This window comes from Ensifer sp. ENS02, assembly GCF_014851885.1.
GTDB lineage: Bacteria > Pseudomonadota > Alphaproteobacteria > Rhizobiales > Rhizobiaceae > Ensifer > Ensifer adhaerens.
The window spans coordinates 108,969-122,687 of record NZ_JACVAO010000009.1 but is presented as its reverse complement, the minus strand read 5'-3'; the positions used below and the strand labels follow the sequence as shown (position 1 = coordinate 122,687).

14 protein-coding genes are annotated in these 13,719 nt (G+C 63.4%); 2 read left to right on the top strand and 12 right to left on the bottom strand.

The window, feature by feature from the left end; genetic code table 11:
* Positions 1 to 172: 172 nt before the first annotated feature.
* From ntrC to dusB, 3 genes are read right to left on the bottom strand one after another with little or no spacing between them, the layout of a single operon-like run.
* Complete coding sequence (gene ntrC, locus IB262_RS20200) at positions 173 to 1,627, bottom strand: nitrogen regulation protein NR(I) (RefSeq protein ID WP_034795776.1); 1,455 nt, start codon at positions 1,625 to 1,627, stop codon at positions 173 to 175.
* Positions 1,624 to 2,775, bottom strand: a complete 1,152-nt coding sequence (locus IB262_RS20195; protein WP_034795779.1) for a nitrogen regulation protein NR(II) — start codon at positions 2,773 to 2,775, stop codon at positions 1,624 to 1,626. Before IB262_RS20195 ends, ntrC begins: the two co-directional genes overlap by 4 nt.
* Entirely contained in the window at positions 2,772 to 3,815 is a 1,044-nt protein-coding gene (gene dusB, locus IB262_RS20190) for a tRNA dihydrouridine synthase DusB (RefSeq protein ID WP_034795782.1), read from the bottom strand. Before dusB ends, IB262_RS20195 begins: the two co-directional genes overlap by 4 nt.
* 148 nt (positions 3,816 to 3,963) lie before the next feature.
* Here dusB and IB262_RS20185 point away from each other — a divergent pair, with 148 nt between their 5' ends.
* Positions 3,964 to 5,169 carry a bifunctional 2-C-methyl-D-erythritol 4-phosphate cytidylyltransferase/2-C-methyl-D-erythritol 2,4-cyclodiphosphate synthase gene (locus IB262_RS20185; protein WP_348646596.1) on the top strand — a complete coding sequence of 402 codons (1,206 nt, stop codon included), beginning with the start codon at positions 3,964 to 3,966 and terminating at the stop codon, positions 5,167 to 5,169.
* The gene (locus IB262_RS20180; RefSeq protein WP_112976420.1) at positions 5,169 to 5,666 is read left to right on the top strand and encodes a CinA family protein; all 498 of its coding nucleotides are present in this window, start codon (positions 5,169 to 5,171) and stop codon (positions 5,664 to 5,666) included. Before IB262_RS20185 ends, IB262_RS20180 begins: the two co-directional genes overlap by 1 nt.
* Here the strand turns inward: IB262_RS20180 and IB262_RS20175 are convergent.
* The 9 genes from IB262_RS20175 to IB262_RS20135 form a co-directional block, all read right to left on the bottom strand.
* Positions 5,654 to 6,103, bottom strand: coding sequence for a type II toxin-antitoxin system RatA family toxin (locus IB262_RS20175; RefSeq protein ID WP_060516918.1), 450 nt, complete (start codon positions 6,101 to 6,103; stop codon positions 5,654 to 5,656). The genes IB262_RS20180 and IB262_RS20175 overlap by 13 nt on opposite strands.
* Positions 6,104 to 6,112: 9 nt before the next feature.
* On the bottom strand, positions 6,113 to 6,703 hold the full coding sequence (locus IB262_RS20170; RefSeq protein WP_112976419.1) for an AAA family ATPase: 591 nt from the start codon (positions 6,701 to 6,703) through the stop codon (positions 6,113 to 6,115).
* Between the two features lie 91 nt (positions 6,704 to 6,794).
* The gene (gene lipA / locus IB262_RS20165) at positions 6,795 to 7,766 is read right to left on the bottom strand and encodes a lipoyl synthase (protein ID WP_112976418.1); all 972 of its coding nucleotides are present in this window, start codon (positions 7,764 to 7,766) and stop codon (positions 6,795 to 6,797) included.
* Between the two features lie 131 nt (positions 7,767 to 7,897).
* Entirely contained in the window at positions 7,898 to 8,149 is a 252-nt protein-coding gene (locus tag IB262_RS20160; RefSeq protein ID WP_112976417.1) for a GlsB/YeaQ/YmgE family stress response membrane protein, read from the bottom strand.
* 74 nt (positions 8,150 to 8,223) lie between these two features.
* Complete coding sequence (gene lpdA, locus IB262_RS20155) at positions 8,224 to 9,669, bottom strand: dihydrolipoyl dehydrogenase (RefSeq protein ID WP_112976416.1); 1,446 nt, start codon at positions 9,667 to 9,669, stop codon at positions 8,224 to 8,226.
* A gap of 18 nt (positions 9,670 to 9,687) precedes the next feature.
* Entirely contained in the window at positions 9,688 to 10,269 is a 582-nt protein-coding gene (locus IB262_RS20150) for an N-acetyltransferase (RefSeq protein ID WP_112976415.1), read from the bottom strand.
* Positions 10,270 to 10,271: 2 nt separating this feature from the next.
* Positions 10,272 to 10,913, bottom strand: a complete 642-nt coding sequence (locus IB262_RS20145) for an SGNH/GDSL hydrolase family protein (protein ID WP_034795815.1) — start codon at positions 10,911 to 10,913, stop codon at positions 10,272 to 10,274.
* Between the two features lie 66 nt (positions 10,914 to 10,979).
* Positions 10,980 to 12,317 carry a pyruvate dehydrogenase complex dihydrolipoamide acetyltransferase gene (locus IB262_RS20140; protein WP_112976414.1) on the bottom strand — a complete coding sequence of 446 codons (1,338 nt, stop codon included), beginning with the start codon at positions 12,315 to 12,317 and terminating at the stop codon, positions 10,980 to 10,982.
* Positions 12,318 to 12,332: 15 nt separating this feature from the next.
* Positions 12,333 to 13,703 carry a pyruvate dehydrogenase complex E1 component subunit beta gene (locus IB262_RS20135; RefSeq protein WP_060516909.1) on the bottom strand — a complete coding sequence of 457 codons (1,371 nt, stop codon included), beginning with the start codon at positions 13,701 to 13,703 and terminating at the stop codon, positions 12,333 to 12,335.
* Between the last annotated feature and the right edge of the window lie 16 nt (positions 13,704 to 13,719).

The window sequence follows — 13,719 nt, the reverse complement described above, 5'->3', positions numbered from 1 at the left end:
GCATTCTCGGGTCAAAGGTTGACCTCACCACCCAGATGGGCTGCCGCGCGGCACCCCCGTCAATCGATTGGGTCAAATCGATTGAACAGGACGGCAACGACGCGCGATTCGGCGGCCGTTATCCGTTCAAGCAACGCATTGTGGCGAAAATGCAACGGTGGGTGCGGCCAAGTCAAGCGCTGCGTGAGCTGCGATAGACCGAAACACCGAGCTCACGGATCTTCTTGCGCAGCGTGTTGCGGTTGAGTCCGAGCAGATCGGCCGCCTTGATCTGGTTGCCGCGGGTGGCGGTGAGCGCTGCGAGGATCAGCGGATACTCCATTTCCGCAAGTACCCGGTCGTAAAGGCCGGCCGGAGGCAAGGCCTCGCCAAAGCTTGCGAAATACTGGCGCATATTTTCTTCGACCGCCTGCGAAATCGTCAGCGAGCCCGGACGCGCCGCCGCCTTCTCGATTGGGCTATCCGGGATCTCGGAGCGAAGCTCGTTTTCGATGATCTCGCGGCTGATGACATCCTGTGGATAAAGTGCCGTCAGGCGCCGCACCAGGTTCTCCAGCTCGCGAACGTTGCCTGGCCAGGGGTGCGCCTTCATCAGCTCCAGCGCCTCATGGTCGAAGCGCTTGACGTCCAAGCCTTCCTTTTCCGCTTGCTGGACGAAGTGGCGCACGAGGTCCGGAATGTCCTCGGCACGGTCGCGCAGCGGCGGCAACCGCAGCGGCACGACGTTCAGACGATAGTAGAGGTCTTCGCGGAACAGGCCCTGATTGATCGACTGCTTCAGGTCCTTGTTGGTTGCCGCGACAATACGCACGTCGGAGCGGATCGGCGTGCGTCCGCCGACGGTCGTATATTCCCCCTGCTGCAAGACCCGTAGAAGACGCGTCTGCGCGTCCATCGGCATGTCGCCGATTTCGTCGAGGAAGAGCGTTCCGCCTTCGGCCTGCTCGAAACGCCCGGTCGAGCGCATCTGCGCGCCGGTAAACGCGCCCTTCTCGTGGCCGAACAGTTCCGATTCGATCAGGTCGCGCGGGATCGCCGCCATGTTGATCGCGACAAACGGACCGTTGCGGCGCTTGCCATAGTCGTGCAGCGCGCGGGCAACAAGCTCCTTGCCGGTGCCGGACTCGCCGGTGATCATCAGGGTCAGGTCGGTCTGCATCAGGCGCGCCAGCACCCGGTAGATTTCCTGCATCGCAGCCGAGCGGCCGACCAGCGGCATGCCGTCCTGGGTGTCGTCGTCGAGCTTTGCCGGCCGGCGCTTCGGCTCCGACAGCGCCCGGCCGATGATGCCGATCAACTCGGTCAGGTCGAAAGGCTTCGGCAGATAGTCGTAGGCGCCCTTCTCCGAGGCCTTGATCGCCGTCATGAATGTGTTCTGGGCGCTCATGACCAGCACCGGCAGGTCGGGGCGCGCCTTCTTGATGCGCGGGAGAAGATCGAAGGCGTTTTCGTCCGGCATCACCACGTCGGTCACGACCAGATCGCCATCGCCCGCCGCAATCCAGCGCCACAGCGTCGCCGCGTTGGAGGTGATGCGGACATCGTAGCCGGCGCGGCTCAGCGCCTGGTTCAGCACGGTGCGAATGGCGGCGTCGTCATCCGCGACGAGGATCGTGGCACCGGTCATGCAAGGTTTCCTTTTGTCATCGGCATGTCGTCGTCATCCGCGGCCTGGCCCTTGGAGGCAGGCATCAGCACGCGGAAGGTGGTGCGGTTCTGCTGGCTGTCGCATTCGACGATCCCGCCATGGCCGCCGATGATCTTGGCAACCAGAGCGAGACCCAGGCCTGAACCATTGGTCTTGGTGGTGATGAAGGGGTCAAACAAGAGCGGCAGCAGGTCCTGAGGGACGCCTGGGCCATTGTCGTGCACGCAGAATTCCAGCGGCAGCGAGATCTTCTCGCGCGTCCCGGCAACCGACAGGCGAATGCCCGGCCGGTAGGCGGTCGTCAGCAGGATTTCGCCGTCGTGGCGTTCGCCGATCGCTTCGGCCGCATTCTTGATCAGGTTCAGGAACACCTGAACCAGCTGATCGCGGTTGGCATAGACGGGCGGCAGCGACGGATCGTAGTGCTCCGCGAACTTGATGTGGCGGGCGAAGCCGGCCTTGGCGATCGCCTTCACGTGGTCGAGCACCGAATGGATGTTCAGCGGCACGCGATCGACGGGGCGCTCGTCGGAAAACACCTCCATGCGATCGACCAGCGAAACGATGCGGTCGGTCTCGTCGCAGATCAGCCGCGTCAGCGCGCGGTCCTCGTCGTTGGCGGAGGTCTCCAGCAGTTGCGCAGCACCTCGGATGCCCGAGAGCGGGTTCTTGATTTCATGCGCCAGCATCGAGGCGAGACCGGTCACCGAACGGGCAGCACCGCGATGCGTCAGCTGCCGGTCGATCTTGTCGGCCATCGAACGCTCCTGGAAGACGACGACGACCGCACCCGGCTCGGACAGTACAGGGGCGACATAGAGATCGACCAGCTTGTCGGCCCCAAGGCGCGGCGAACTCAGGTCGACGCGATACTCGTTGACCGGCGCCTTGCGCTCGCGGACCTGCTCGATCAGCGTCAGCAGCGGACTACCAAAGGGAATGAAGGCGCTGATGTCATGGCGCGCCAGGTGGTTGGCGCTGGCGCCGAAAAACGATTCGGCCTCCCAGTTGGCAAAGGCGACGAGACCCTTGGCGTCCACCATGATCACCGGGTTCTGGATGGCGTTCAGAACCGCCATCGACAGACCGTTGGCGACGGCATCGGGCATGCTCGGTTTCTCGGTCATGCGGCAATTCCTTCTGCTACCGCCTCGCCTTCCGGCTTACTCGAGGTGGCGTCGAGCATCGCCGCACGGGCCCTGTCACGGACGAAACGGGCATCGGTCGATGTCAGGATTGCTGCCTTTTCTGGACCCGCAAGGTCAGGGGCGGCGCGATCGAGATACCAGGCGACATGCTTGCGGGCATGCCGGAGGCCGACCTCAACGCCATAGAATTCGAGCATCATCTCGTAGTGCTCCGCAAAGATATCGGCGACCTCCGCCGCTGACGGATGCGTGACCGCCCCGGCGAGAAGCCCGACGTGCCACGGGCGCCCCTGCGAGGACCGGCCGGCCATGACGGCGTCCGCGCCCGATCGGCGGAGAATCTCTTCTGCATCGGCGACCGTCTCCACGTCGCCATTGGCGACCAGCGGCACGGTGACGACCTCGCGGACCAATCGGATCGCATCCCAATCCGCCTTACCGTTGTAGAACTGCATGCGCGTGCGGCCGTGCACGGTAATTGCCTTCACGCCCGCCTCTTCGGCGCGCTTGGCAATCAGCGGCGCATTGATCGAGTTTTCATCCCAGCCGAGCCGCATCTTCAGCGTAACGGGCACATCGACGGCGTTGACGGTCGCCTCGACCAACGACAAAGCGTGATCGGGGTCGCGCATCAGGGCCGACCCGGAGTAACCGCCCGTCACCTTCTTTGCCGGGCAGCCCATATTGATGTCGATGATGTCGGCGCCATTGTCGGCAGCGATCTTCGCGGCCTCCGCCATCCAATGGGCCTCACGGCCCGCAAGCTGGACGATGTGCGGCTCGATCCCGGAGTTCTTCAGCCGCGCCCAGGATTCCTGGGCATTGCCGACCAGTTCACGGCTAGCCACCATTTCGGTCACGACGAAACCCGCACCGAAGCGCCAGGCAAGCCGCCGGAATGGGAGATCGGTGACGCCGGACATCGGCGCGAGCGCAACACGGTTGCGGATTTCGATGGATCCGATGCGAAGCGGAGACGAAAGAGCCGGAATTGGCAAATGCATATCTTTCAGGCACATGTTGTTCCTGCACTATTTTTAGACATTGTTCTCGGACTTGCCAAGCGATTTCGGCGCGGCGCGCAAAATTCTAAGCTCAGCTGGCAAAGCACGACCCTTCGCGGTACATCACGGCGAAGATCGGCGAATGCGGGACCTCATACAGAAAATGCAGCCTCAAGAACAGCTCAAGTGCGGCGTGGTTATCGTTGCGGCAGGACGCGGCGAACGCGCCGGGCAATCCGCCGAGGGCCCGAAGCAGTACCGAACCATCGGCGACCGCCCCGTTATCGCCCATACGCTTGACACTTTCGCGACATGGCCGGGCGCCGGTCCGATCGTCGTCGTCATCCATCCGGACGACGAGGCGCTGTTTAACGCCGCACGCAAACGCTCGGTGGCCGAGGATGTGATCATCGTCCACGGCGGCGCGACCCGGCAGATATCGGTGCTCGCCGGCCTCGAAGCCCTGGCCGACATCGGCGCGCGCCGCGTGATGATCCACGATGCGGTGCGCCCCTTTGCCGATCACGCGCTGCTGTCGCGGTGCGCTGCGGCATTGAGTGAGGACGTCAGGGCCGTACTGCCGGCGGTCGCCGTCGCAGACACGCTGAAGCGTGCCGGCAAGGATGGCATGGTCACGGAAACCGTGCCGCGCGACGGCCTCTACGGCGCACAGACGCCACAGACATTCGATCTCCAGGCCATTCTTGCCGCGCACCGGGAGGCGGCGAGAAGCGGCCGCACGGATTTTACCGACGACGCGTCGATCGCTGAATGGGCCGGCCTCAAGGTCGTGCTCGTCGAAGGCGCCGTCGACAACGTCAAGCTTACGCTGAAAAGGGATATCGCCATGGCCGACGAGAAACTCAATCGGATTGCCCTGCCCGATGTGCGCACCGGCAACGGCTACGACGTGCACCAGCTCGTCGAGGGCGACGGCGTCACGCTCTGTGGCGTCTTCATTGCGCACACCAAGAAACTTTCCGGCCATTCCGATGCCGACGTGGCGCTGCATGCGCTCACCGACGCGCTGCTCGCCACCTGTGGCGCCGGCGACATCGGCGATCATTTCCCGCCGTCCGATCCGCAATGGAAGGGCGCGCCGTCTCGCATTTTCCTGGAGCACGCGGCCAAAATCGTGCGCGAGCGCGGCGGCATCATCACCAATGCAGACGTTTCGCTGATCGCCGAAGCGCCGAAGGTCGGGCCGCACCGCCTGACGATGCGCGAAAGTCTCTCGGACATGCTGGGGATTTCACTCGACCGGTGCTCGGTCAAGGCAACGACCAACGAACGCCTTGGTTTCGTCGGCCGCGACGAAGGCATCGCCGCGATCGCCACGGCGACGGTCGTCTATGGGAACCTTTCGTGATGTGGTCCGCCGACATCGAAGTCAAAGCCGGTGAGATCATCGCGCAGTTCACGGCACATGGCCTCAAGGTGGCAACGGCCGAATCCTGCACCGGCGGCCTGATCTCCGGCGCGCTGACCGAGATCTCCGGCTCGTCCGCAGTCCTCGACCGCGGCTTCGTCACCTATTCCAATGAGGCAAAGGTCGCAATGCTCGGCGTCGAGACGGCGACGCTCGTCGCCCATGGTGCCGTCTCGCGGCAGACGGCGATCGAGATGGCACAGGGCGCAATCGCGCATTCGGCGGCTGACTTCGCCGTTGCCGTCACCGGCATCGCCGGGCCGAGCGGTGGTTCGGCTGAAAAGCCTGTCGGCCTTGTGCATCTCGCTGCGGCAGGGCGAAACGGCGCGCTGCTGCATCGCGAGATGCGCTACGGCGATATCGGCCGCAGCAACATAAGGCTTGCGACCATCCGCACCGCACTCGATCTGCTCACGCAGATCGCTCAGGCCGAATAGATGCTGTCGGCGCGCTTTTCGAAGGCGTCGGAGAACATGCGGAAGGCGCGGTCGAACATCGAGCCCATCAAGGCCCCGAGGATGCGGCTCTTGAACTCGTAGTCGATGTCGAAGTGCACGATCGACTGCCCCTCGCCCGAAGGCTCGAAGCGCCAGCGGTTGTCGAGATATTTGAACGGCCCGTCGATGTATTTGACGTCGATCGTCCGCTCTGCCTTGTTCAGCAGCACCTGCGTCGTGAAGGTCTCGCGAATCGCCTTGTAACCGACGGTCATATCGGCAAGCAGCAGCACTTTGCCATCGCGCTCCTTGCGCGAGCGCACCGTCAGCGCCTCACAGAGCGGCAGAAACTGCGGATACTGTTCGACGTCGGCAACGAGGTCGAACATCTGGTCTGCGGTGTGCTTGACGACGTGGTTGGTTTCGAAATGCGGCATAAAGGGGAGTTAAGCGGGAGAACCGAGAAGATCAAGGAGCCTGCGCATCTGGCGCCGCGATTTCAACTGCAGAACCGGCACGTCAGGGCCGTGCTTCGCCAGACCTGCGACGATGTGCGGCGTAAACTTCTGCTCAAACGTCCAGATGAACTGAAGGAAATCCCAATCGACCTTTTCGATGCAGCCCGACGCCATCTCCGGGCGGGTGCGGCCGAAATGTTTCAGCCAGCGGGTGACGACGCCCCATATGCAGACAAGCCGCGACATGCGCACCCAGATCACGATGTCGCTTCTCGGCACCCGGATATCGAATGTGGACGGACCGGTGCCATCCATGACCCAGCGATCGGCGGCGATCCTCTCGACAATGCGCTGGCGCTGCTCCGCCCGGTCTCGCTCTGCCCAACCCGGCAACCACCGGATATCGCGATCGATCGAGATGTAGGTCAACTGGAACTGACGAGCGAGCTTCTGTGAAAGCGTCGACTTGCCGCCGCCGGAGCACCCGACAACGAGGATACGCCTGGCACTGCGAATATGGTCGGCGGCAACGGCATCGTCGACGTAGTTGACGATTGCCGGTTTTGACGGCAAGTCCATGGAAACTCCCGCGGAACTCGGGAACAAGGAAACCCAATGCGAAACTCCGGCGCGGGGCCGGAGTTTCGGTCTTTTTTGAGCGGCCGAGCCGTCAGCCTGCCATGGCCGCCAGCTTCTTTTCACGGGCTGCACGCAGCCGCGCAAAGTCGTCGCCGGCGTGGTGCGACGAGCGCGTCAGCGGGCTCGACGACACCATCAGGAAGCCCTTGGTGTAGGCGACGGTCTCGTAGGACTTGAACTCCTCGGGCGTGACGAACGCTTCGACCTTGTGGTGCTTGCGCGTCGGCTGCAGGTATTGGCCGATCGTCAGGAAGTCGACATCGGCGGTCCTCAGGTCGTCCATCAACTGCAGCACTTCGTTGCGCTCTTCGCCGAGGCCGACCATGATGCCGGACTTGGTGAACATGGTCGGGTCCAGTTCCTTCACGCGCTGCAACAGGCGGACGGAGTGGAAATAGCGCGCACCCGGGCGGACCGTCAGATAGTTGCCGGGAACCGTTTCCATGTTGTGGTTGAAGACGTCAGGCTTGGCGGCAACGACGCGTTCCAGCGCACCCGGCTTCTTCAGGAAGTCCGGCGTCAGGATTTCGATCGTGGTCGTCGGCGAGGCCTCGCGGATCGCCCAGATGACCTTCTCGAAGTGTTCGGCGCCGCCATCTTCCAGATCGTCACGGTCGACCGAAGTGATGACGACGTGGCTGAGGCCCATCTGCTTGACGGCCTTGGCGATGTTGGCCGGCTCTTCCATGTCGAGCGCATTCGGCTTCCCGGTCGCGACATTGCAGAAGGCGCAGGCGCGGGTACAGATCTCGCCCATGATCATGAAGGTGGCGTGCTTCTTGTCCCAGCATTCGCCGATGTTCGGGCAACCGGCTTCCTCGCACACGGTCACGAGCTTGTGCGAACGCACCAACTCGCGCGTCTCCTGGTAGCCCTTGGACATCGGCGCCTTGACGCGGATCCACTCCGGCTTGCGCATCACTTCCGTGTCGGGCTTGTGGGCCTTTTCCGGGTGGCGGACGCGTTGCGCCCGGTCAGAGACGGCATCGAACACCGTTACCATACTGTCTTCCTCGTCGCGGCGGGTCCGGCATCAGGCCGGACGACCCATTTTCGCTCTATATAGACGGCCCGACCAGAAATGTCAGGCCGTCTATTTTCGAAGCCCGACGGAAGCACAGAAGGCCCGGCAGACTATCGTTTTACGACCCGACCAGCGGCGATCAACAGGCATGCGCCGATGAAGCCGATGATCAGGTAGGCGACCCAGCCGGCATAGGCCATGCCGAAGGCCGCCAGGACGAAATTCAGCACCACCGCACCGATGATGCCGAGCACTATGTTCATGATCGGCCCCATGCTGCTGCCCATGAACTTCTCCGCGAGCCACCCAGCCAAACCGCCGACGATGATCGCAGCCAAAATACCGACGCCGTTCACGCTCATTTTGGTCTCCGTGCATTGAAAATGCGCCCATTATCAATGCCAAAGCTACACCAAAAGCGCCGGCGCCGAAACCATCAGGCGTTGAGCGCGCGGCCGTAGGCGTCGAGCACGCTTTCCTTCATCGTCTCGGAGATCGTCGGATGCGGGAAGATCGTGTGCATCAGATCTTCTTCGGTCGTCTCGAGGTTCATCGCGACGACGAAGCCCTGGATCAGTTCGGTGACTTCCGCACCGACCATGTGGGCGCCCAAGAGTTCGCCGGTCTTCTTGTCGAAGATCGTCTTGACCATGCCCTGGTCCTCGCCGAGCGCGATCGCCTTGCCGTTGGCAACGAAGGGGAAACGGCCGACGCGGATGTCGCGTCCGAGTTCCTTGGCCTTGGCTTCCGTAAGGCCGACGGAGGCGACCTGCGGGTGGCAATAGGTGCAGCCCGGGATCTTCAGCTTGTCCATCGGGTGGACGTTCGGCAGGCCAGCGATCTTTTCGACGCAGATGACGGCCTCATGCTCGGCCTTGTGGGCGAGCATCGGCGGTCCGGCGACGTCGCCGATCGCGTAGACGCCGGGAACGTTGGTCTTGCCGTAGCCGTCGATGACGATGCAGCCGCGGTCGGTCTTGACCCCGAGCGTTTCGAGGCCGAGGTTCTCGATGTTGCCCTGAACGCCGACGGCCGAGATCATGCGGTCAGCGGTGATCTTCTCGACCTTGCCGTCCTTCATCTCGACATGGGCGGTGATCGAGTTGGCAGCCTTCTCGACCTTCGTCACCTTGGCCTGGAGATGGATCTTCATGCCTTGCTTTTCGAACTGCTTCTTGGCGATGTTCGAAATCTCGGCATCTTCGACCGGCATCACGTTCGGCATCACTTCGACGACCGTCACGTCCACACCCATGGTGCGGTAGAAGGAGGCGAATTCGATGCCGATCGCGCCCGAGCCCATGACCAGCAGCGACTTCGGCATTTCCTCAGGCTTCATCGCCTCGAAGTAGGTCCAGATCAGCTTGCCATCGGGCTCGATACCCGGCAGCGCGCGTGGGCGGGCGCCGGTCGCGATGATGATATGCTTGGCGGTGTAGGTGCCCTCGCCCTTGGTGTTCTTCGGCAGCGGCGCCTGCGGCTGGACGACCGGCTTCGTCGACTTGCCGACGACGATTTCGCCGGGCTTCGTGAGCTTGGCTTCACCCCAGATCACATCGACCTTGTTCTTCTTCATCAGGAAGCCGACGCCGCCATTCATGCGCCCGGCAATGCCGCGCGAGCGTGCAACGATCGCCTTCAGGTCCGGCGTCACCGTGCCTTCGATCTTGATGCCATAGCTGCCCGGGTGCTGGGCGTAGTGCAGAACTTCGGCGGAGCGCAGCAGCGCCTTGGTCGGGATGCAGCCCCAGTTGGAGCAGATGCCGGCCAGGTGCTCGCGCTCGACGACCGCGGTCTTGAGACCCAACTGTGCCGCACGAATGGCGGCGATATAGCCCCCCGGACCCGAACCGATGACGATGACGTCGTAATTCTCAGCCATGTGTTTCCTGCCTTTGTCTCAAGCGACCTTGCGGGTGAAGAGCACCCAGTCGTGTTTCTTGCTTTCCTCAAAGAGCGGAACCGCCTCGGCGCGCGCTGCCTCGCCGAAACCGTTTGCCCTGTATAGTGCCTGAGCCCTGCCGTTGTGGCTCTCGGTGATCAGGCTCACCGGCGCCGATCCGGCGCGTTCGAATTCCTTTGCCAGAAGCGCCTTGCCGATCCCCCGGCCGCGCTGATGGCGATAGACGCCCAGGCTCTCTATGAACCAGTGGCCGACGATCTGGCGCTGCAGCGCCAGCAGGGGCTCGAGAACCGGGTGCCCGGCAACAATCTCAGCCGCTTCCGGCCCGACCCCATAGCCGAGCGACAGTCCGGCAACCTCGTTATCGACCTCGGCAACCAGCGCATCACGCCAGTTCCCCGGACCCGGCTCTTCGCGCAGCTTGATGCGCCCGCGCTCGAAAGCCGTATCCGTCACCCCATTCTGGACGGCGCCGTACCAGAGCCAGGAGGCAAAGCCATGCGCGGCGATATCGACGAGGATGGCGAGTTCCGCCGCCTCACGTCTTTCGGCCGGACGTATGGTGACGCCCCCGACCATTCTCAGACCCCGAGCATCATCCGCACGACCGGTTCCAGACCCCGGCCAATCGCACGCGTGTTTTCCGCATCGAGATGCACGCCATCGAGCGGCGTCGTCACCGCCACTGATCCGGCATCGAAGAAGCCGCAATCGAGTTCGTCGGCGAGATCGCGGTAAAGGGGCGCCAGCATCGAAGACTGCTCGATGCCGCCTGCGAACATTGCGGCAAAGCCGGCGTCGGCCGTTTCGCAAAGCACCGGCGGCGACACGATCAGGATCTCCGGGCCGTCCTCACTCTCAACCGGCCAATCGTGACGGCGCACCAGATTGACCAGCCGCTCGACGCCCTTGACGGCGCCGAAGGCGGTTCCGTGGATCACCGGCTTCATGTCATTTGCACCGAGAAGAAGAATGATGAGATCGAGCGGCGCGTGGCTGTGCAGCAGCGTCGGCAGCACCTTCGCACCGTTACGGTCGCAATCGGCGAGGTGATCGTCGTAGGCGGTCGTGCGGCCGTTCAGCCCCTCGGCAATGACCTGGACGTCCGGCCCCAGCGCCTTCTGCAAGACACTCGGCCAGCGATCGGCAAGCGCATGTCGACCGCCATCGGTGGCATCGTAGCCCCAGGTCAGACTGTCGCCATAGCAGAGAACTGTTTTCATCGTCCGGGCCCGCCTTCGACTGCGTGAAAAGGAACGGACCGGCCCGAAGGCCGGTCCTCATCCAACTCAGACCAGCATGCCCATCGGGTTTTCGATGTAGCGCTTGAAGGCACCGAGCAGTTCGGCACCGAGCGCGCCATCGACGCAGCGATGGTCGGTCGAAAGCGTGACGGTCATGACGTTGGCGATGACCATCTGCTTGTTCTTGACGACGACGCGCTCCTCGCCGGCACCGACCGCGAGGATCGTGGCATGCGGCGGGTTGACGACGGCGGCGAAGTTCTTGACGCCCATCATGCCCATGTTGGAGACGGCAGTCGTGCCGCCCTGGTATTCTTCGGGCTTCAGCTTGCGGTCCTTGGCACGCTGGCCGAGGTCCTTCATCTCGTTGGAGATGGCAGACAGGCTCTTCAGTTCCGCCTGGCGGATGATCGGGGTGATCAGGCCGCCCGGGATCGACACGGCAACGCCGACATCGGCGTGCTTGTGCTTGACCATGTTGCTCTCGGTCCACGAGACGTTCGCGTTCGGAACATCGCGCAGTGCCAGCGCCAGAGCCTTGATGACCATGTCGTTGACGGAGAGCTTGTAGACCGGCTTGCCACCCTGCTCGGGAGCCGCTGCGTTGAGCTGCGCACGCAGTGCCAGCAGCGTGTCGAGTTCGCAGTCCACCGACACGTAGAAGTGCGGGATCGTCTGCTTGGATTCGACGAGACGCTTGGCGATCGTCTTGCGCATGCCGTCATGCGGCACGAGTTCGTAGGAACCCGGCTCGAACAGCTTGAGAACGGCGTCTTCCGACATGCCCTTGGCAAGCGGAGCGGCTGCAGGAGCAGCAGCGCCAGCAGCCGGCGCGGCGGCAGGCTTGGCAGCGCCACCGGAGACGGCGGCTTCGACGTCCTTCTTGACGACGCGGCCATGAGGACCGGTGCCGGCAACTGCCGACAGGTCAATGCCCGCGTCCTTTGCCAGACGGCGTGCGAGCGGCGAGGAGAAGATGCGGGCGCCGCCCTCGGCCTTGGCCGGCTGGGCTGCAGCCGGTGCAGCGGCAGGAGCCGCAGCCGGAGCGCTCGGCGCTGCCGGTGCAGGCGCTTCGGCCTTGGCGGCGGGTGCCGGTGCTGCCGCGCCGTTGCCGCCCTTGGCGGCGGCGGCGACATCCTCGCCATCGGCGGCGAGAACGGCGATCAGCGCATTGACCTTGACGCCATCGGTGCCGGCGGGAACGACGATCTTGGCAACGGTGCCTTCGTCGACGGCTTCGACTTCCATCGTCGCCTTGTCGGTCTCGATCTCGGCAATCACGTCACCGGACTTGACCTTGTCGCCTTCCTTGACGAGCCACTTGGCCAGATTGCCTTCTTCCATCGTCGGGGAGAGGGCAGGCATTGTGATGTTGATAGGCATCGAAGGGCCCTCCCCTTATTTGTAGCAAACGGCTTTCACCGCATCGACAACCTCTGCGACGTTCGGAAGCGCGAGCTTCTCGAGGTTCGCGGCGTAAGGCATCGGCACATCCTTGCCGGCGATCGTCAGGATCGGAGCGTCAAGGTAGTCGAAGGCCTGCTGCATGACGCGGGTTGCGATCTCGGTGCCGACGGAAGACTGCGGATAGCCTTCTTCGACGGTGACCAGACGGCCGGTCTTCTTGACGGATTCGATGACCGTCGGCAGGTCCATCGGACGGATGGTGCGCAGGTCGATCAGTTCGACATCGATGCCTTGGGCTTCGAGTTCGGCAACCGCCTTGACGGCGTAGGTCATGCCGATACCGAAGGAAACGATCGTTGCGTCCTTGCCGACCTTGTGGATACGGGCCTTGCCGATCGGCAGCACGAAATCGTCAAGCTTCGGCACTTCGAAGGAGTGACCGTAAAGGATTTCGTTTTCGAGGAAGATGACCGGGTTCGGGTCGCGGATCGCAGCCTTGAGCAGGCCCTTGGCGTCGGCAGCCGTGTAGGGCATGACGACCTTGAGGCCCGGGATATGGCTGTACCAGGCGGCGTAGCACTGCGAGTGCTGCGCCGCCACGCGGGCAGCCGCACCGCTCGGGCCACGGAAGACGATCGGCGCGCCCATCTGGCCGCCGGACATATAGAGTGTCTTGGCAGCGGAGTTGATGATCTGGTCGATCGCCTGCATGGCGAAGTTGAAGGTCATGAACTCGACGATCGGACGAAGGCCGGTCATGGCAGCGCCGACGCCGACGCCGGCAAAGCCGTGCTCAGTGATCGGGGTATCGATGACACGGCGGGCGCCGAACTCCTGCAGCAGGCCCTGGGTAATCTTGTAGGCGCCCTGATATTCGGCGACCTCTTCACCCATGACGAAGACGTCGTCGCTGGCGCGCATTTCTTCGGCCATGGCGTCGCGAAGTGCTTCGCGAACGGTCATCGTCACCATTTCGGTGCCGGCAGGGATCGCCGGATCAGCAGCGACTTCGACCTTCGGCTGGGCTGCAACCGGAGCCGGCGCGGAAGCGGCCGGCGCTTCGGCAGCGGCTGCCTTCGGCGCTTCGGCCTTCGGAGCGGCGATGTCGCCAGCGCCTTCGCCGTCTTGCAGCAGCACGGCGATCGGGGTGTTGACCTTGACGCCTTCGGTGCCGGCGGCAATCAAGAGCTTGCCGATCGTGCCTTCATCGACGGCTTCGACTTCCATCGTTGCCTTATCGGTCTCGATTTCGGCAATGACGTCGCCGGAGGACACCTTGTCCCCCTCGTTCTTCAGCCATTTCGAGAGCGTGCCTTCCTCCATTGTCGGGGAAAGGGCGGGCATAAGAATTTCTACTGGCATGTTTGTCCCTCCCCGG

Bases quoted from the DNA above. Each gene is read 5' to 3' on its own strand.
- ntrC (WP_034795776.1), bottom strand. From the start codon at position 1,627: ATGACCGGTGCCACGATCCTCGTCGCGGATGACGACGCCGCCATTCGC.
- IB262_RS20195 (WP_034795779.1), bottom strand. From the start codon at position 2,775: ATGACCGAGAAACCGAGCATGCCCGATGCCGTCGCCAACGGTCTGTCG.
- dusB (WP_034795782.1), bottom strand. From the start codon at position 3,815: ATGTGCCTGAAAGATATGCATTTGCCAATTCCGGCTCTTTCGTCTCCG.
- IB262_RS20185 (WP_348646596.1), top strand. From the start codon at position 3,964: ATGCAGCCTCAAGAACAGCTCAAGTGCGGCGTGGTTATCGTTGCGGCA.
- IB262_RS20180 (WP_112976420.1), top strand. From the start codon at position 5,169: ATGTGGTCCGCCGACATCGAAGTCAAAGCCGGTGAGATCATCGCGCAG.
- IB262_RS20175 (WP_060516918.1), bottom strand. From the start codon at position 6,103: ATGCCGCATTTCGAAACCAACCACGTCGTCAAGCACACCGCAGACCAG.
- IB262_RS20170 (WP_112976419.1), bottom strand. From the start codon at position 6,703: ATGGACTTGCCGTCAAAACCGGCAATCGTCAACTACGTCGACGATGCC.
- lipA (WP_112976418.1), bottom strand. From the start codon at position 7,766: ATGGTAACGGTGTTCGATGCCGTCTCTGACCGGGCGCAACGCGTCCGC.
- IB262_RS20160 (WP_112976417.1), bottom strand. From the start codon at position 8,149: ATGAGCGTGAACGGCGTCGGTATTTTGGCTGCGATCATCGTCGGCGGT.
- lpdA (WP_112976416.1), bottom strand. From the start codon at position 9,669: ATGGCTGAGAATTACGACGTCATCGTCATCGGTTCGGGTCCGGGGGGC.
- IB262_RS20150 (WP_112976415.1), bottom strand. From the start codon at position 10,269: ATGGTCGGGGGCGTCACCATACGTCCGGCCGAAAGACGTGAGGCGGCG.
- IB262_RS20145 (WP_034795815.1), bottom strand. From the start codon at position 10,913: ATGAAAACAGTTCTCTGCTATGGCGACAGTCTGACCTGGGGCTACGAT.
- IB262_RS20140 (WP_112976414.1), bottom strand. From the start codon at position 12,317: ATGCCTATCAACATCACAATGCCTGCCCTCTCCCCGACGATGGAAGAA.
- IB262_RS20135 (WP_060516909.1), bottom strand. From the start codon at position 13,703: ATGCCAGTAGAAATTCTTATGCCCGCCCTTTCCCCGACAATGGAGGAA.